General features: G+C 32.9%; 15 protein-coding genes. 7 read left to right on the forward strand and 8 right to left on the reverse strand.

Going from position 1 to position 17,503, the window contains the following annotated elements; translation table 11 throughout:
- Positions 1-23: 23 nt before the first annotated feature.
- From KLA_RS07900 to KLA_RS07910, 3 genes are all read right to left on the reverse strand, one after another.
- On the reverse strand, positions 24-350 hold the full coding sequence (locus KLA_RS07900) for a DMT family transporter (protein ID WP_013621842.1): 327 nt from the start codon (positions 348-350) through the stop codon (positions 24-26).
- A 111-nt stretch (positions 351-461) separates the two neighbouring features.
- Entirely contained in the window at positions 462-848 is a 387-nt protein-coding gene (locus KLA_RS07905) for an acyl-CoA thioesterase (protein ID WP_034645015.1), read from the reverse strand.
- A 77-nt stretch (positions 849-925) separates the two neighbouring features.
- Complete coding sequence (locus tag KLA_RS07910; RefSeq protein WP_013621844.1) at positions 926-1,546, reverse strand: hypothetical protein; 621 nt, start codon at positions 1,544-1,546, stop codon at positions 926-928.
- Between the two features lie 364 nt (positions 1,547-1,910).
- Here KLA_RS07910 and KLA_RS07915 point away from each other — a divergent pair, with 364 nt between their 5' ends.
- Positions 1,911-2,339, forward strand: a complete 429-nt coding sequence (locus KLA_RS07915) for a peptidylprolyl isomerase (protein ID WP_013621845.1) — start codon at positions 1,911-1,913, stop codon at positions 2,337-2,339.
- 78 nt (positions 2,340-2,417) lie between these two features.
- Here the strand turns inward: KLA_RS07915 and KLA_RS07920 are convergent, their stop codons facing one another.
- From KLA_RS07920 to KLA_RS07930, 3 genes are read right to left on the reverse strand one after another with little or no spacing between them, the layout of a single operon-like run.
- Entirely contained in the window at positions 2,418-2,603 is a 186-nt protein-coding gene (locus tag KLA_RS07920; protein ID WP_013621846.1) for a hypothetical protein, read from the reverse strand.
- A 15-nt stretch (positions 2,604-2,618) separates the two neighbouring features.
- Positions 2,619-3,494: a cation diffusion facilitator family transporter gene (locus tag KLA_RS07925; RefSeq protein ID WP_013621847.1), complete on the reverse strand. Its 876-nt coding sequence runs from the start codon at positions 3,492-3,494 to the stop codon at positions 2,619-2,621.
- 28 nt (positions 3,495-3,522) lie between these two features.
- Complete coding sequence (locus KLA_RS07930) at positions 3,523-4,206, reverse strand: cell division ATP-binding protein FtsE (RefSeq protein ID WP_013621848.1); 684 nt, start codon at positions 4,204-4,206, stop codon at positions 3,523-3,525.
- Positions 4,207-4,381: 175 nt separating this feature from the next.
- Here KLA_RS07930 and KLA_RS07935 point away from each other — a divergent pair, with 175 nt between their 5' ends.
- The 3 genes from KLA_RS07935 to KLA_RS07945 all read left to right on the forward strand — a co-directional run bounded on the left by KLA_RS07935 (position 4,382) and on the right by KLA_RS07945 (position 10,930).
- Positions 4,382-7,405, forward strand: a complete 3,024-nt coding sequence (locus tag KLA_RS07935) for a tetratricopeptide repeat protein (protein WP_034644921.1) — start codon at positions 4,382-4,384, stop codon at positions 7,403-7,405.
- 29 nt (positions 7,406-7,434) lie between these two features.
- Positions 7,435-9,204 carry a TonB-dependent receptor gene (locus tag KLA_RS07940; RefSeq protein ID WP_034644923.1) on the forward strand — a complete coding sequence of 590 codons (1,770 nt, stop codon included), beginning with the start codon at positions 7,435-7,437 and terminating at the stop codon, positions 9,202-9,204.
- A 106-nt stretch (positions 9,205-9,310) separates the two neighbouring features.
- The gene (locus KLA_RS07945; RefSeq protein WP_034644924.1) at positions 9,311-10,930 is read left to right on the forward strand and encodes an amidohydrolase; all 1,620 of its coding nucleotides are present in this window, start codon (positions 9,311-9,313) and stop codon (positions 10,928-10,930) included.
- 79 nt (positions 10,931-11,009) lie between these two features.
- On the opposite strand, the gene KLA_RS07950 is transcribed toward KLA_RS07945, so the two are convergent.
- A complete protein-coding gene (locus tag KLA_RS07950) occupies positions 11,010-11,543 on the reverse strand; it encodes a DUF2911 domain-containing protein (RefSeq protein WP_013621852.1) in 534 nt (177 codons plus the stop codon).
- Positions 11,544-11,786: 243 nt separating this feature from the next.
- Between KLA_RS07950 and asnB the strand changes: the two genes are divergently transcribed.
- The 3 genes from asnB to KLA_RS07965 all read left to right on the forward strand — a co-directional run bounded on the left by asnB (position 11,787) and on the right by KLA_RS07965 (position 16,794).
- Complete coding sequence (gene asnB / locus KLA_RS07955; RefSeq protein WP_013621853.1) at positions 11,787-13,451, forward strand: asparagine synthase B; 1,665 nt, start codon at positions 11,787-11,789, stop codon at positions 13,449-13,451.
- 326 nt (positions 13,452-13,777) lie between these two features.
- Positions 13,778-15,718: a DNA topoisomerase (ATP-hydrolyzing) subunit B gene (gyrB, locus tag KLA_RS07960; protein WP_034644926.1), complete on the forward strand. Its 1,941-nt coding sequence runs from the start codon at positions 13,778-13,780 to the stop codon at positions 15,716-15,718.
- Between the two features lie 74 nt (positions 15,719-15,792).
- A complete protein-coding gene (locus KLA_RS07965; RefSeq protein WP_034644927.1) occupies positions 15,793-16,794 on the forward strand; it encodes a DUF6588 family protein in 1,002 nt (333 codons plus the stop codon).
- 86 nt (positions 16,795-16,880) lie between these two features.
- Here KLA_RS07965 and KLA_RS07970 read toward each other — a convergent pair whose 3' ends face one another.
- Positions 16,881-17,282, reverse strand: a complete 402-nt coding sequence (locus tag KLA_RS07970) for a hypothetical protein (RefSeq protein ID WP_034644929.1) — start codon at positions 17,280-17,282, stop codon at positions 16,881-16,883.
- Positions 17,283-17,503 lie beyond the last annotated feature (221 nt).

The following is a 17,503-nucleotide window of genomic DNA, read 5'->3' on the forward strand; positions in this document are numbered from 1 at the left end:
AAATTGCTATTTTTTAGTTTTAACTAATGAGAAACTGCTTTTAAGCCAATAATAGAACCAATAAGTGTGGTTATAAAGAAAACTCTCCAAAAATTGCTTGGATCTTTAAATACTAAAATGCCAACAAGTACAGTGCCTACCGCACCAACACCTGTCCATACCGCGTAACCAGTCCCAACTGGTATGGTTTGTATAGCTTTAATTAATAATAAAAAGCTAATAGTTGCGCAAACAAGAAAACCTCCATACCATAAGTATATGTCTATTCCTGTAGCTTCTTTTGCTTTACCAAGGCAATAGGCAAAAGCAACCTCAAAAAGTCCTGCAATTATTAAAATTATCCAGTTCATTGTTTTATTTCTCTAAAAATGCTGGTTCTAGTGTATAAAATTTGTTATGTATTGCATCTATCTCCATTTAAAGTGAATGGGTTAGATATAAAAGAAAACAAAATATGATTATTAGTTTAATATAGTAACCGGCTTTTTGTTCTCATCAATTGCAACAAAAGTAAACTCGCCAGATACAGCTTTTTCTCTGTAGCTAGAGTACATTTCTTCAATATAAATATCTACTCTAACTTTTAAACTGGTGTTACCAACGTGCGTTACGTAGCCCGACAATTCTGCAATTGTACCTGCTGGTATTGGCATTTTAAAATCTATTTTATCACTGCTAACAGTAACCATTTGTTGTCTGCTAAATCTAGTTGCGCAAATAAATGCAGTTTCATCCATAAGTTGCATTGCAGTACCTCCAAAAAGAGTATCGTAATGGTTAGTAGTATTAGGAAAAACGGCTTTAAAAATTGTAGTTACAGATTTTTCAATTCTTTCGTCTAAAGTCATACGTGTAGATTTGTTCATAGTTAAATTACATCCTTTTTTGAGGAAAAAAAAGACGTTGTAAAAATACTATATAAAGTTTAATCTAAAGTAAAAACTGCAGTTATTAAAAATATATCTTCTTGTGGTACTAAGTCCTTTATACGGTTGGCAAAGTATGGGGATACTACGTTTTCTCTATGTAAATTCCAAAGTTCTGTTTTGCTGCCACATTTTGGTTCTAATTCTCTGTTGTTATTATAACTTATACATAACTCTATTAATAATTTAAAAAATAAATTTATAGTTGGTGTTAGTTGTATAAAGTTGCCTTCTACATCTGTAATGTAAGTGGGAGTGTGCTCTTTTGTGTTGTCTGCCCATATTTTTTTTGCAGAAGCGTTAAATGAGTGTGCTATTACAACTTTTCCGTTTTTCCAAGGATTATGTTTTTTAGTCATAGCAGGTCCTTTTCCAAAAATATGAAGTTTTGGCTGTAAACTAGAAAAAGTATTTACATGTAAGTGTGGTAAAATTAAAAGTGTAATATAATTACTGTATAAGTAACTAAGTTCTGCAGAAAGTACTTGTTCTTTTACGTGTGTTATTGGTCTAGAGTTTTCTCGGTTTAAAAAGTCATTTTTACTCCCAAATTTAGTGGTGCGTAATATGCTCTGAAAATCTTTTAAGGTGCTAGAAAATTCTTCAAGACTATTTTTCATACTTCATTAGTAATATCATTACAGCTAATGTAGTTGTTTTTAATGGCTAATTTTTATTGATTTTGTAATCGTTTGCAACCAGTTTATATTTGTTTTTATGTGTAAAACTGACAGAGTTGCTGCTTTTGTATTTTTAGATTGATATTTTTTTTAATCTTAATTAATTTGCTAGATGCCTACTTACAAAGGGCTATGGTTGTTTTTTTTCTTTTTTTAGGTTGATAAAAATTGGGTTTATGCCGTTTTGTGTCAGGTTTTTAGTCTTTTGGCTTGGTTTTGGCAGAATTATTAGTCTAAGTTTAAAATAAAATATTGGCTGTATAAGAATTATGCAAAGAATATTTTAAAAATTGAAAAATACGATATGAGTATAGTTAAGGAAAACAACACGGTAAAAGTTAATTACACAGGGAAGTTGGCAGACGGACAAGTTTTTGATACTTCTGAAGGTAGAGAGCCGTTAGAGTTTACTTTAGGACAAGGGCAGTTAATACCTGGTTTTGAAAAAGGTGTTTTAGATATGAAGCTAAATGAAAAAAAGACCATTACTATTGCTAAAGAAGAAGCATATGGTGAGGTTAATGAGGCTTTAATACAGGAGGTTAAAAAATCTGAGCTTCCACAAGATATGGAGCCTAAAGTTGGTATGGGATTAGTTTCTAAAGCTCCAGATGGTAGAGAAATGAACCTAATGGTAGTAGAAGTTAAAGACGAGTCTATTGTTATAGATGGTAACCACCCTTTAGCAGGTAAAGATCTTATTTTTGATTTAGAAGTTTTAGAAATTAAATAAGCTTGCTTTTTAAAATAATATAACCCGGTAAACTTAGTTAAAGTTTATCGGTTTTTTTTGTGCTGAATATATTTTAATTTACTCTTTATAGTCTGTAGAAGTCTTCATTTTTTTATAGCCAGTATAGGTAAGTAATACACCGTTAGCAATACAAATAATACCAAGAATTTTTTGTTGTAGTGTAAGTAAAGCAATACCGCCTATTACGCCACAAATACCAAATGTTGCTAGTTGTTTGCCTTTATGATGCTGTTTGTTATCCATTTTTATGTTTTTATGCTACTCGTAAGTATCTGGCTCTATATGTATTAAAACATATTCTAGATTGGGGATTTCAGCCATAAGATAATCTTTTAATTTATGAGATATATCATGGCCTTCTTTTACTGTAATTTTTCCATCTACAATGGCGTGTAAATCTATATGAAATTTCATTCCGGCTTTACGAATAAAACATTTTTCGGTATCTAAAACGCCATCAACTTGTACAGATTTTTTTCTAACTTCATCAATTAAATCATCATATAATTGTTCATCCATTACCTCACCAAGTGCAGGTCTTAAAATTAAATAACTGTTGTATAATATAAAACCAGAGGCAAGTAAAGCAGCCCAATCATCTGCAGTTTCATAGCCTTTGCCGCAAATAACAGCAATAGAAATACCTATAAATGCCATTACAGATGTTATTGCGTCACTCCTATGGTGCCAAGCATCTGCTTTTAAAGATGTACTGTGTATTTGTTTACTCTTTTTTAAAACTATACGATATAAAATTTCTTTCCAAATTATAATTATGCCTAAAACTATTAGTGTCCAAGATTTAGGGGTTTTATGTGGTGTTTGTATGTTTTGTATGCTCTCATAAGCAATAATAGTTGCAGATGTTACCAAAAAAGCAACAACTAAAAAGGTTATTAGAGGTTCTATTTTACCGTGTCCGTATGGGTGGTTTTTGTCTGCAGGGCGTTTTGCATATTTAAATCCAACAAGCACTAACAAAGAAGAAAAAACATCTGTGGTAGATTCTATTGCATCTGCAATAAGGGCATAAGAATTACCAAAAAAACCAGCAAGTCCTTTAATAATAGCAAGGCAAAGGTTGCCTATTATACTAAAATAGGTTGTTTTAATGGCGGTATCTTCAACATTCATAGTTGTAGGCCTTTGTAGGTTGTTTTTTTTAAACGGCGCGTTGTACTACTTCAAACACCTTATTATCATCGCACTTTAGGGTTTTAGATGGGTATTTTAATATAAGCGCATAGTCATGGGTAGCCATCAAAATTGTGCGTCCGGCTTTGTTAATGTCTTGTAACACTTTCATTACCTCTACACTTGTTTGCGGATCTAAATTTCCTGTAGGCTCATCGGCTAAAATTAGTTCAGGGTCATTAAGTAAAGCACGTGCTATGGCAATACGTTGTTGCTCTCCACCAGAAAGCTCATGAGGAAATTTAAAACCTTTAGTTTTCATACCAACCTTGTCTAAAACCTCTTCAATTTTAGTATCCATTTTGGTGCGGTCTTTCCAACCAGTTGCTTTTAGCACAAAAAGTAAATTGTTATTTATAGTACGGTCTGGTAATAATTTAAAATCCTGAAAAACAATACCAAGTTTACGGCGTAAAAAAGGAATGTCTTTTTCTTGCATTGTTTTTAAATTTATATCTACAATATTGCCAGTACCTTCTTTTAAAGCCAAGTCGCCATAAAGTGTTTTCATAAAACTACTTTTTCCGCTACCAGTTTTGCCTATTAAGTATACAAACTCACCCTTTTTTATCTCTAAAGAGATGTTATTAAGTACAAGGTTGTCTTTTTGGTAAACAGAAACATCTTTAAGTTCTAAAATAGTGTCTTGCATAAATTTTTGAGGTAAATAAATTTACTGGTATTATTGTTGATATAAAAGTAATAAGTTTAAGGGTAAAAGTAATGTGCTTTGGTAAAAAATATTTTTCTTAGTTTTAATATACTTTTAGCCGTTTTAAACGTTATATAATTTAACAAAGGTATATCACTATAAGACCTTAGTCTATATGAAAATGAAAAAAATAGCAATACTCCTATGTTTTATGGGGATGTCTATCTATGGATATTCGCAAAAAACAGAAATTTACACGCACAAGAATAAAGATTACGTAAAAGCACTGTCTTTGTATAATGACAAGCAGTACCAAGCATCACAAGCTGTTTTTAAAGAGGTGGCAAAAAGCACAGATGATTACGAGACTAAAGCCAATAGCCACTATTACATTGCTACAGCTGCAATACGCCTTAACCAGCTTGGAGCAGATAAGCTTATGGAGCGTTTTGTAGAAGACTACCCAACGTCTACCAAAAGAAATACAGCTTATTTAGATGTGGCAGATTATTATTTTGAAACAGGTAAATATCCGCACGCTTTAAAATGGTATGCAAAAGTAGACCAGTCTTCTATGTCTAGAAAAGATAAAGAACGATTTGAGTTTAACAATGGCTACGCTCTTTTTTCATCTAAAAAATATAAAGATGCAGAACGGTATTTAAATCGTGTAACCAACTCGGCAACCTATGGTTCTCAAGCTAAATACTACTTAGGCTATATTGCTTATGAGCAAGATAATTACCAAGAAGCAAATGAGCGTTTTGACCAGATTACAGACCAGGATGAGTTAAAAGAAAAACTATCATATTACCAAGCAGATATGAACTTTAAGCTTGGTAATTTTGAAAAAGCAATAGCTCTTGCTAAAGAACAATTGCCAAAGGCAGATAGGAATGAAGTATCAGAACTAAATAAAATTATAGGAGAAAGTTACTTTAACCTTAAACAGTACAACAACGCTATACCATACTTAACAGAATATAAGGGTAAACGTGGTAAGTGGAGTAATACAGATTATTATTTGCTTGGCTACAGTTACTATAAGCAAGGAGATTACGCAAATGGTATAGACCAGTTTAATAATATTATAGATGGTGATAATAGTGTGTCTCAAAACGCATATTATCATTTAGCAGAGTGTTATTTAAAGTTAGATAAAAAACAAGAAGCTTTAAATGCGTTTAAAAATGCATCTCAGATGGATTATTCTGAGGAAATTAAAAAGGATGCTTATTTAAACTATGCTAGACTTAGTTATGAAATTGGTAATGCATACGAGCCTGTACCATCCGTACTAACTAAATATTTAGAGACCTACCCAGATAGTGAACACGCTAAAGAAATTCAAGAGCTTTTAGTAGACTCTTACATTACGTCTAAAAACTACAAAGGTGCTTTAGAGTTGTTAGAGAAGAATAAAAACTATGCAAGTAAAGAAACCTACCAAAAGGTTGCTTTTTATAGAGGAGTAGAATTGTTTTTAGAGCAAGATTATGAGAGTGCTTTAGAAGCTTTTAACTTGTCTTTAGATAATGCAGAGGAGCCAAAGTTTAAAGCTAGAGCAAATTTCTGGAAAGCAGAGTCGCTTTATTTACTTAATAAGTTTGATGATGCTTTGGTATCGTTTGTGGCTTTTCAGCAGAATCCAATGTCTGTTTCTACAGATGAAAATAAGGAGTTAGATTACAATTTAGCGTATACTTATTTTAAGCTTAATGATTACGTAAAAGCAACATCATACTATAAAAAATATACAGATAGCAAACCAGAAGACGAAGCTAAGTTAAACGATGCTTATTTACGTTTGGGAGATTGCTACTTTGTAACTAGTAAGTATTGGCCAGCAATAGAAACGTATAACATTGCTTTAAAAAATAGAGGCGGACAAAAGGATTATGCAGCTTACCAAAGAGCCTTAAGTTATGGTTTTGTTGGTAAGAGTGATACTAAAATTAGTGAATTAAAAAGCTTTGTAACAAAGTATAGCAAATCTACCTTAAAGGATGATGCTTTGTATGAACTTGGTAATACTTACATAAAATTAGGTAATGAAGATTTAGGCTTACAAGCGTATAACAAGTTAATTGAAGAGTACAAAGGAAGTAGTTTAGTGCCAAGGGCATTGCTACGTCAAGGATTAGTGCATTACAATGCTAGTAGAAACCAACAGGCTTTGGCTAAGTTTAAAACAGTTGTACGTGACCATGCAAAAACACAAGAAGCTATACAAGCTGTTGCAACGGCTAAACTAGTATATGTAGATTTAGGTAAGGTAGATGAATATGCTAATTGGGTTAAAGATTTAGATTTTGTAGAGGTTACAGATTCAGAATTAGACAATGCAACTTACGAGTCGGCAGAAAAACAATTTATAGAAAACAAGACAGATGCCGCTATTAGAGGGTATGAAAATTACATTAAAGAATTCCCTAACGGCTCTCATATTCTAGACGCAAACTTTAAACTAGCGCAATTGTATTTTGGTAAGGGGCAAAAAGCAAGTGCTTTACCATATTACAAGTATGTTGCAGACCAAGGTGGTACAGAATTTACAGAACAAGCAATTGCACGTGTTTGCGAAATTTACATAGGAGATAACAAATACACTAATGCTTTTCCTTATTTAGAGAAGTTAGAGCAAACAGCAAACATTAAACAAAATGTAACTTTTGCACAGTCTAACTTAATGAAAGGTTACTATAACCAAAAGAATTATAGTAAAACTATTGCTTATGCAGAAAAAGTGTTAGCTACAGAGAGTATAGATAACCGTATTAAAAGTGATGCTCATATTATGATAGCGCGTTCTGCTATTAAAACAAATAATGAAACTAAAGCAAAAGAAGCATATGCTATAGTGCAAAAAATAGCCACAGGAGAAAGAGGAGCAGAGGCTTGGTATTACAATGCATATTTTAAGCATAAAGAGCAAGATTATGAAGGTTCTTCTGAGGCAGTACAAACTTTAGTAAAAGATTTTTCTGGGTATAAAGAATGGGCAGGTAAAGGGTTGTTAATTATGGCTAAAAACTATTATGCCTTAGGAGATGCTTACCAAGCAAATTATATTTTAGAAAACATTATTAAAAACTTTGCAAGTTACCCAGATATAGTGGCAGAGGCGCAAACAGAGCAACGACTTATTAAAACCAAGGAAGCGCGTAGCAACTCATCTATTAACCCAGACGGCAACTAGTAAAAGGCAAATAATATTAAGAACACACTATGCAAAAGTATATCTATACAACTATAACTTTATTTTTAGGACTGGCACAAATTGCCTTTGCACAGGATAAAGACAAAGATAAAGAAGAAAAAGATTTAGGAACAGAAACCGTAACAGTTGTAAAAGCATACAAGCCAACTATTGCAGATGCTTTTAAACTAAAATCTACACCTGTAATTAATGGAGCTGTAGAGTTAAAGAAAAAACCAATTCAATACAGTATTTTTTCTGTACCGGTAGCTTCTACATTTACTCCAGCAAAAGGAAAAGCTACTGCAGTAAAAAAGAGAAAGCCAGAGGAGTTGTTTAATTCATACGCTTCTATAGGTTTAGGAAACTATAGTAATGCACTGGTAGATTTTTACACAAGTAGGCCAATTAACAGAAATGAGACTTTAGATATAGGGTTAAACCACCATTCTTCTCGTGGAGATATAGAAGAAGCTCCTGTAGATAATGTTTTTTATGATACCAAAGTAAAAGGTATTTATACCAGAAGAGAAAGAGATTTGGAGTGGAATGCTAATGTAGGATTGCAACACAAGTTATATAGCTGGTATGGAGTAACAGAAGATGCTTTAGGTACAACACCAGAAAGTCTAATAGATGAAAAACAACACTATTTTGATGCTGAACTTGGAGGAGAACTTAAAATGGAAGATTACCTAATAAAAGGTGGCGATGTGTTGTTAAGACGTTTTTGGGACGCAACAGAATCTGGCGAAAATAGAGCGGTTATTAATGCTGCTGTAGAAGTACCAATTTCTAATGAACTTATAAATTTTAATGTAAAGCTAGATTATTTAGGAGGTAAGTTTAAAAACGCTAGTTTAAATAATACAGACAATACAGGAGAAATTAAATTTGGCCAAGTACAGTTTGGAGTAAACCCAAGTTTGGTAATTTTAAGAGATGACCTTACCCTAAATTTAGGAGCTAATGTTGTGTATGGTTTAGATACAGAAGCTAGTGATAGTAACTTTTATATTTATCCTGCGGTAACGGCATCGTACAGATTATCTGGAGAAACTGCAATTGCATACGGTGGTATAGAGGGAGATTTACACCAAAACTCTTACCATGATTTTGTAGATGAAAATCCATTTGTGTCTCCAACGCTTACAATCTTACCAACAGATAGTCAGTACAATGCCTATGCTGGTTTAAAAGGACAATTGTTAACTAACTTAGGGTACAATGTAAAGGCGTCTTATAAAGCAGATAATAACAGAGCATTATATAAATTAAATCCAGAAAATACTTTTAGAGCAGATGAAGATAAAGATTATCATTTAGGTAATACTTTTGATATTTTTTATGATGATATAAAAACATTTTCATTCTTTGGAGAGTTAAATGTAGATGTAAACAGAAATTTTGCTTTAGGTATAAATGCAGAGGTTTTTAGCTACACAACAGAAACAGACAATCCTGCTTGGAATCTGCCAAAAGTAAAGGGATCTTTATTTATGGATTATCAAATTAATGAAAAATGGTTTATGGGAGCTAACCTGTTTTTTGTAGGAGAAAGAGAAGATTTAAGCTCTGTAGCTGCTACTGCAACTCAACCGCAAGATTTTGCTTCTACAGTAGTAACTTTAGATAGTTATTTTGATGCTAATGCACATGTTGGTTACCGTTTAGATGAAAAATTATCATTATTTGTAAAAACAGCAAACATAGCAAATAACAATTACCAACGTTGGGCAAATTATCCTGTTCAGGGTTTTCAGGTGCTTGCAGGAGCAACATATAAGTTTAATTGGTAAAAAAATAGAAAAACTATTTTTTTAAAGGATATGAATGACTCGTTAATAAAGTGGTTATTTATATCCTTTTTTTATTTTCATTATTTTTGAAGAAAATCAAAGACTAATGAAAAAACTAACACTTGTTTTACTGCTGGCAATTGCAGCGTGTAATCCTAAAAAAGAACAGGTAGACTATATAGTCACCAATGCAAATGTCTACACTGTAGATTCTACTTTTACAAAAGCACAAGCTTTTGCTGTAAAGGATAATTTGTTTGTAGCTGTTGGTACAGAACAGCAAATTACAGAAAAATATACATCGGCAAAAACAATAAATGCAGCTGGCAAAACTATTACTCCTGGTTTAATAGATGCACACTGTCACTTTTTTGGTTTAGGGATGAACCAGCAAGTGGTAGATTTGGTAGATACTAAAAGTTTTGATGAGGTAGTAGAGCGTGTTTCTGCTTTCCAGAAAACAAATACAAAAACGTTTATTAGAGGTAGAGGTTGGGATCAGAACGATTGGGAAGTAAAAGAATTTCCAACAAAAGAGGCTTTAGATTCACTTTTTCCGTCTATACCTGTTGTTTTGGAGCGTGTAGATGGTCACGCTTACATTGTAAATCAGTATGCATTAGATCTTGCTAAAATTACAGAAGATACTAAAATTAGTGGCGGAGAAATTGTAAAAGTTAATGGTAAGCTTACAGGTGTTTTGGTAGATAATCCTATGGCTATGGTAGATGCTGTTTTGCCTAAACCAAGTGTAGCTACACAGGCACAAGCATTAAAAGATGCAGAAAAAATTTGTGTAGATTATGGGTTAACTACTGTAAATGATGCAGGTTTAAATAAGCAAACTATAGAAATTATAGATAGCTTACAGCAAAACGGAGAATTAGATATTCGTGTTTATGCTATGATAAGCGCAAACAAAGAAAACTTAGATTACTATTTAAGTAAAGGAATAGTAAAAACAGATGGTTTAAATGTGCGCTCTGTAAAAGTATATGGAGACGGTGCTTTAGGCTCCAGAGGTGCAGCTTTAAAAGAAGAGTACTCAGACAAACACAATCATTTTGGAGCAATGGTTACTCCGGTAGAGGAAATAAATAATCTTGCAAAAAGAATAGCAAAAACAGATTACCAGATGAATACACATGCTATTGGAGATTCTGCTAATGTAGCAGTATTACGCGCATACAAATCGGCCTTAAAAAATACAAAAGACAGACGTTGGAAAGTAGAGCATGCGCAGGTTATAGCTCCGCAAGATTTTGACTATTTTAAATTAGGTATTATACCATCTGTACAGCCAACGCATGCAACTAGTGATATGTATTGGGCAAAAGATAGGTTAGGAGATGAGCGCGTAAAAGGAGCTTATGCATTTAAAAAATTATTAGATATTGCAGGTGTTGTTGCATTGGGGACAGATTTTCCTGTAGAACGTGTTAGTCCGTTTTTAACTTTTTATGCTGCTGTTGCCAGAAAAGACACTAAAAATTACCCTGAAGGTGGTTTTCAGATGGAAAACGCTTTGTCTAGAGAAGAAACATTAAAAGGAATGACAATTTGGGCAGCTTATTCTAATTTTGAAGAAAATGAAAAAGGAAGTATTGAGCCAGGTAAAAAAGCTGATTTTGTTATCTTAAGTGATAATATTATGGAAGTTGAAGCTTCTAAAATTCCGACAATAAAAGCAGAACAAGTTTTTATAGGAGGTAAGCAAGTAAAGTAAAATTACGTTCTATTTAGGTAAAAAATAAACCCGAAACTAAAAGTAGTTTCGGGTTTTATATTTTTAGTAAGTGCTTAAATTACATAGAAACTGCGTAAGGAACAGAAACTAAAGTAGTTCCCCAGCCCATTACCATATCAGTATCTGTAAAAGTAATAGAAAAAGCTTCTAAAGATTCCTTGTTTTTAGATACTTTGCCAGTTACTCTAACCACATCAGCATCTTCCTCATAAGAGTAAGCTCCCCATTGGTTTAAATTTTTATTTAAAATTACAGTCCATTGCTTATCTCCTGGTATAGAGAATAAAGAGTATGTGCCTGCTGTTACTTTTTTACCACCAAAGTTTGTATCTGCGTAAAAAGTAATTTCTGCAGCTTCATTAGCACCAGTTCTCCATACTTTTCCTGCAGGAGCTAAATCTTTTACTAATCTTCCCTTTAATTGTGGTCTGCTGTAAACTACACGAATGTTCTTTTTAGAAATTTTGTAGCTAGATGGTTGTGAAGCAATATCTGCTGGACTTTTATCTAATCCAGGAAATTTTTGAGCTGTAGCATTAGTAGTAAATACCATAGTTAATACAAGTGCTGATAAAGCAAATAATCTTTTCATAAATGTTTGTTTTTTGTGTTTTTCAAATTTAGCGACATTTTCGCAGTAATTCATTATATGGTCGCTAAAATTATGCCAACTTACAAAATGACCGTTTTTTTTATAAAAATAGTTTATCTAAATTCTAAATAGAATATAATTGGCTTAATAAAGTTTTAAATTGAAACCATTTTAAGTATTTATGTTTTTAAATTGAAACCTTTAATTCATCTTTGTAATCAAATTGATATAAATATTAATAATATGTGTGGAATAGTTTGTGCATTTGATGTAAAGGAAAGCACTGAGGCATTAAGACCTCAGTTGTTAGAGATGTCTAAAAAAATTAGACACAGAGGCCCTGACTGGAGTGGTATATATGCAGACGATAAAGCTATTTTAGCACACGAGCGTTTGGCAATTGTAGATCCAGCTTCTGGTAAGCAACCATTATTGAGTCCTAATGGTAAATTAATATTGGCTGCCAATGGAGAAATATATAATCATAGAGAATTGCGTAAGCAATTTGAAGGTAAATATGACTTTCAAACAGAATCTGACTGTGAGGTTATACTAGCTTTGTACCAAGAAAAAGGAGTAGATTTTATAGATGAATTAAATGGTATTTTTGGTTTTACTATATATGATGCCGAAAAAGACGAATATTTTGTAGCTAGAGACCATATGGGAATTATTCCTTTATATATGGGATGGGATAAAAATGGAACTTTTTATGTTGCTTCAGAATTAAAAGCATTAGAAGGTACTTGTACAAAAATAGAATTATTTCCTCCAGGACATTATTTACATAGTAAAGACGGAGAGTTAAAAAAATGGTACTCTCGTGATTGGATGGAGTATGATGCTGTTAAAGAAAATGAAACTAGCATACAAGAAGTAAAAGAAGCTTTAGAAGCAGCTGTACACAGACAATTAATGTCTGATGTACCTTACGGTGTATTGTTATCAGGTGGTTTAGACTCTTCTGTGACTTCTGCGGTTGCAAAAAAATATGCACAAAAACGTATAGAAAGTGGTGATACTGCAGATGCTTGGTACCCACAATTACACTCATTCTCTGTTGGTTTAGAGGGGTCGCCAGATTTGGCTGCTGCAAAAAAAGTAGCAGATCATATAGGTACCGTACACCACGAAATTAAGTTTACAATACAGGAAGGTTTAGATGCTATTAAAGATGTTATTTATAATATAGAAACGTATGATATTACTACCATTCGTTCTTCTACACCAATGTATTTAATGGCGAGAGTTATTAAGTCTATGGGTATAAAAATGGTATTGTCTGGTGAAGGTGCAGATGAGCTATTTGGAGGTTATTTATATTTTCATAAAGCGCCAAGTGCACAAGAGTTTCATGAAGAGACGGTACGTAAATTAGATAAGTTGCATATGTACGATTGTTTAAGAGCTAACAAGAGTTTAGCTGCTTGGGGAATTGAAGGTCGTGTGCCATTTTTAGATAAAGAATTTATGGATGTTGCTATGCGTATTAACCCTAAAGATAAAATGATAAACGGTGAGCGTATGGAAAAGTGGGTAGTTCGTAAGGCATTTGAAGATATGATACCAGAAAGTGTAGCGTGGAGACAAAAAGAACAGTTTAGTGATGGCGTTGGTTACAGTTGGATTGATACCTTAAAAGAATTGGTTGAGAAAGAAATAACAGATGAGCAAATTAAAAATGCGGCATTCCGTTTTCCTATCAACACCCCATTAAACAAGGAAGAGTATTACTATAGAACTATTTTTGAAGGACATTTTCCTAGTGATGCAGCAGCATTAAGTGTGCCGCAAGAAGCAAGTGTTGCTTGTAGTACAGCAACAGCCTTAGAATGGGATGAAGCATTTAAAAATATGAACGACCCTTCTGGTAGAGCAATAGCTAACGTACATGATGAAGCATATTAAACAGTAAAATATAACTTGAATTATCGCCTGTTCTAAGGTTTTAATTATAATTAGTCTTTCAGGAGCATCAATTTATTGATGCTCCTTTTTGTTTACAGCCTTTTTAAGCGCATTTTGCTAAATTACGTAGTTTTTAAAAAAGCTAATTTTAATCTAATTGTAGTTAAAAGCTAATTTAAGCGCTTTTAAGAAACTTTTTCTATTGTAAAGAAAATGTTGATAACTATTTTAAAACAGTCTTAAAACTGTTTAAAATTAAGAAATCAATAATTTATATTTGTTAGGTTATATTTTATGATGAAATTAAGCACAATAATTTATATATAATGAGCGAAGAAGCAAACAAGAATAATTATTCAGCTGACAGTATTCAGGCCCTAGAGGGTATGGAGCACGTACGTATGCGTCCTTCTATGTATATTGGGGATGTTGGTGTAAGAGGTTTACACCACTTAGTATATGAGGTAGTAGATAACTCTATTGATGAGGCAATGGGTGGCCATTGTGACAATATAAGTGTTGTAATAAACGAAGATGGTTCTATAACTACCAAAGATAATGGTAGGGGTATACCTGTAGGTCTTCATAAAAAAGAAGGTGTATCTGCATTACAGGTTGTAATGACTAAAATTGGTGCAGGTGGTAAGTTTGATAAAGATTCATATAAAGTATCTGGTGGTTTGCACGGGGTAGGTGTATCTTGTGTTAACGCATTATCTAACAGTTTAAAAGCAACTGTTTACAGAGAAGGTAAAATATGGGAGCAAGAATATGAAAGAGGTAAGGCTTTGTATCCTGTTAAGAGTATTGGAGAAACAGAGGAAACAGGTACTATAGTTACTTTTTATCCAGATGATACAATTTTTACTCAGACTACAGAGTACAATTATGAAACATTGTCTAACAGAATGCGTGAGTTGGCTTACCTTAACAAGGGAGTAACAATTAGTATTACAGATAAGAGAGTTAAAGATGAAAAAGGTGAGTTCTTATCTGAAGTATTCTACTCTGAAGAAGGATTAAAGGAGTTTATTAAGTTTTTAGACGGTAACAGAGAGCAACTAATAAGAGAAGTTGTTTCTATGGAAGGCGAAAAAAACGGTATTCCTGTAGAGGTTGCAATGGTGTACAACACATCTTACTCAGAAAATCTTCACTCTTACGTAAACAATATTAATACACATGAAGGTGGTACACACCTTTCTGGTTTTAGAAGAGGTTTAACATCAACCTTAAAAAAGTATGCAGATGCATCTGGAATGTTAGACAAGTTAAAGTTTGAGATTCAAGGTGATGACTTTAGAGAAGGTTTAACTGCTATTGTATCTGTAAAAGTGGCAGAACCTCAGTTTGAAGGGCAAACAAAAACTAAACTAGGTAACAGAGAGGTTTCTTCAGCAGTAAGTCAGGCTGTATCAGAAATGCTTACCAATTATTTAGAAGAAAACCCAGATGATGCTAAGGTAATTGTACAAAAAGTTATTTTAGCAGCGCAAGCACGTCATGCGGCTACAAAGGCCCGTGAAATGGTACAGCGTAAAACGGTAATGAGTATAGGTGGTTTACCTGGGAAATTATCAGACTGTTCTGAGCAAGATGCTACAAAATGCGAAGTATTCCTTGTAGAGGGAGATTCGGCGGGTGGTACTGCCAAGCAAGGTAGAGACAGAAACTTTCAGGCAATATTACCGCTTCGTGGTAAAATCTTAAATGTTGAAAAAGCAATGCAACATAAGGTTTTTGAAAACGAAGAAATAAAAAATATATATACAGCTTTAGGTGTAACTATAGGTACAGAAGATGATAGTAAAGCCCTAAACTTAGATAAATTAAGATACCATAAAGTAGTTATTATGTGTGATGCCGATGTAGATGGTAGCCACATTGAAACTTTAATTCTTACATTCTTCTTCCGTTTTATGCGAGAACTAATAGAAGGCGGACACGTTTACATAGCAACACCACCATTATATTTAGTTAAAAAAGGGACTAAAAAGCGTTATGCTTGGAATGATAAAGAACGAGATGAAATAGCAGATAGCTTTAATGGTAGTGTAGGTATCCAAAGATATAAGGGTCTTGGGGAAATGAACGCAGAACAATTATGGGATACAACAATGAATCCAGATTTTAGAACACTGCGCCAAGTAACTATAGAAAATGCTACAGAGTCTGATAGAATATTCTCTATGTTAATGGGTGATGAAGTACCACCTAGAAGAGAATTTATAGAGAAAAATGCTGTTTATGCTAACATTGATGCATAATAAAGTACATTTACACAACAAAAACTCGCACCTAAAGTGCGAGTTTTTTAGTTTTATAAAAAAAATGTAATTCTATGAGAAAGTTTAGTTTAGTTATTTTCTTGGCATTAAGTGCATATGCTTCTGCCCAGTCTAGCGCAAATGAAGTTTTTGCGGCAGGTGTTAATGATGCAAATAAATTTATTAACGACTATATGTCTCCAGTTTCTGAAGGAATGTTATATAGTATTTCTGGAGGTTGGTACAATACAGCAGATGCCAAACCATTAGGTGGTTTTGAAATTTCTATAATAGGAAATATGGCACAGTCTCCAGATGATAAAAAATCATTTATTTTAAATACTGAAGATTATGAAAACCTGCAATTTGTAGATGGTAGTATCTCTAAAGAAGTGTCTACAGGTTTAGGAGATATAGAAGGTATTAATGTTTTTGTAGAAGATGAAAACGGATTATTTAGAGAAGAATTTGAATTACCAACAGGTTTAGCATCAGAAAATATAAACTTTGTACCCTCTGCATTTGTACAAGTAAGTGTAGGCTTAATAAAAGGGACAGAAATAAAGGCTCGCTTTCTGCCAAAAATAGAAACAGATGATGTAGAAGTTGGTATGTATGGTGTTGGGTTGCAGCACGACTTTACAAAGCTTCTTCCTGCAGATAAAATTTTACCAGTGGCAATTTCTGGTGTTATTGGTTATACGCACTTAACAGGTGTTTATGATTTTACAGACCAAGATGTAATTGCAGGAGAAAACCAACGATTAGATATGAAAATGAATACGTGGGTTTTTCAGGCAGTAGTATCTACAAAAATGCCAATTATTAATTTTTATGGAGGACTGGGTTACTTAACAGGTAATTCTACTGTAGATGTTTTAGGAACGTATAGGGTACAATCCGGACCATTTATTGGAGATACATATACAGATCCTTTTTCTGTAAAAACAGATGCTAGTGGTGTTACCGGTAATATAGGTGCTAAACTTAAACTAGGATTTTTTAGATTACACGCAGATTATTCTATGGCTAAATACAATAACCTTTCTGTAGGTATTAATTTTGGTTTTAGATAATAGTATCAATTATTAAGATATATAATAAAAAAGCCCTAGTAATAATAATTGCTAGGGCTTTTGTTGTGGTGTTACTTTCTTTACTATTATTCTCTAATAGCTAAAGTTTCACCATTTGTTTCTTCTAGTATAACAGTAGCAGAGGCATTTTCAGAAGCTTTTTCAGTACTATTATTTATTTGTGTTGTTTTAATTTTTACTTGATCACTTGGCATATCTGTCTCAGGATATGTAATAGTATAGGTGTCACCCTCTATAGTCCATCTAAAATCTGTTAAAAAAGCCACGTTGTCATTAGTATAACTATGGTATCGTCCTTTGTAGGCATCGTTAAAAATCCATTCTTGTTTAGAATCTACGCCAGATTCTGATGTTGTGGTTTTTGCCCATATCCCAAGAATAGGGTCGTTGTTTTCTGGAATTTCAGAGCAACAGTAAATTGTAAAGCATACAATGGTTGCTATGAAAAAAAGTAGGGGTTTTTTCATAAGTAGGTATTTTAATTAATTCGGGTTATTGTATACAACGCTCAATTTTGTTGTGTATTTCATTATAATCGATGTATAACACGTTTTTTTGTGGTTTTTCGTTTAAATACATCTTTCTTTAACATTAAGTTGTGTTTAAACCTCTTTTCAGTAGATTCAATAAATATTAAAGTTGGTATATGCACTATTTTTTTGTTTAAATTCTTTATTTTTACAGTCAA

The sequence above is a fragment of the Cellulophaga geojensis KL-A genome, assembly GCF_000568425.1.
Taxonomy (GTDB): domain Bacteria; phylum Bacteroidota; class Bacteroidia; order Flavobacteriales; family Flavobacteriaceae; genus Cellulophaga; species Cellulophaga lytica.

What these genes read in the sequence shown, in the direction of transcription:
- KLA_RS07925 (WP_013621847.1), bottom strand. Translation starts at nt 3,494, where the DNA reads ATGAATGTTGAAGATACCGCCATTAAAACAACCTATTTTAGTATAATA.
- KLA_RS07930 (WP_013621848.1), bottom strand. Translation starts at nt 4,206, where the DNA reads ATGCAAGACACTATTTTAGAACTTAAAGATGTTTCTGTTTACCAAAAA.
- gyrB (WP_034644926.1), top strand. Translation starts at nt 13,778, where the DNA reads ATGAGCGAAGAAGCAAACAAGAATAATTATTCAGCTGACAGTATTCAG.
- KLA_RS07935 (WP_034644921.1), top strand. Translation starts at nt 4,382, where the DNA reads ATGAAAATGAAAAAAATAGCAATACTCCTATGTTTTATGGGGATGTCT.
- KLA_RS07950 (WP_013621852.1), bottom strand. Translation starts at nt 11,543, where the DNA reads ATGAAAAGATTATTTGCTTTATCAGCACTTGTATTAACTATGGTATTT.
- KLA_RS07915 (WP_013621845.1), top strand. Translation starts at nt 1,911, where the DNA reads ATGAGTATAGTTAAGGAAAACAACACGGTAAAAGTTAATTACACAGGG.
- KLA_RS07900 (WP_013621842.1), bottom strand. Translation starts at nt 350, where the DNA reads ATGAACTGGATAATTTTAATAATTGCAGGACTTTTTGAGGTTGCTTTT.
- asnB (WP_013621853.1), top strand. Translation starts at nt 11,787, where the DNA reads ATGTGTGGAATAGTTTGTGCATTTGATGTAAAGGAAAGCACTGAGGCA.
- KLA_RS07910 (WP_013621844.1), bottom strand. Translation starts at nt 1,546, where the DNA reads ATGAAAAATAGTCTTGAAGAATTTTCTAGCACCTTAAAAGATTTTCAG.
- KLA_RS07940 (WP_034644923.1), top strand. Translation starts at nt 7,435, where the DNA reads ATGCAAAAGTATATCTATACAACTATAACTTTATTTTTAGGACTGGCA.
- KLA_RS07970 (WP_034644929.1), bottom strand. Translation starts at nt 17,282, where the DNA reads ATGAAAAAACCCCTACTTTTTTTCATAGCAACCATTGTATGCTTTACA.
- KLA_RS07920 (WP_013621846.1), bottom strand. Translation starts at nt 2,603, where the DNA reads ATGGATAACAAACAGCATCATAAAGGCAAACAACTAGCAACATTTGGT.
- KLA_RS07905 (WP_034645015.1), bottom strand. Translation starts at nt 848, where the DNA reads ATGACTTTAGACGAAAGAATTGAAAAATCTGTAACTACAATTTTTAAA.
- KLA_RS07945 (WP_034644924.1), top strand. Translation starts at nt 9,311, where the DNA reads ATGAAAAAACTAACACTTGTTTTACTGCTGGCAATTGCAGCGTGTAAT.
- KLA_RS07965 (WP_034644927.1), top strand. Translation starts at nt 15,793, where the DNA reads ATGAGAAAGTTTAGTTTAGTTATTTTCTTGGCATTAAGTGCATATGCT.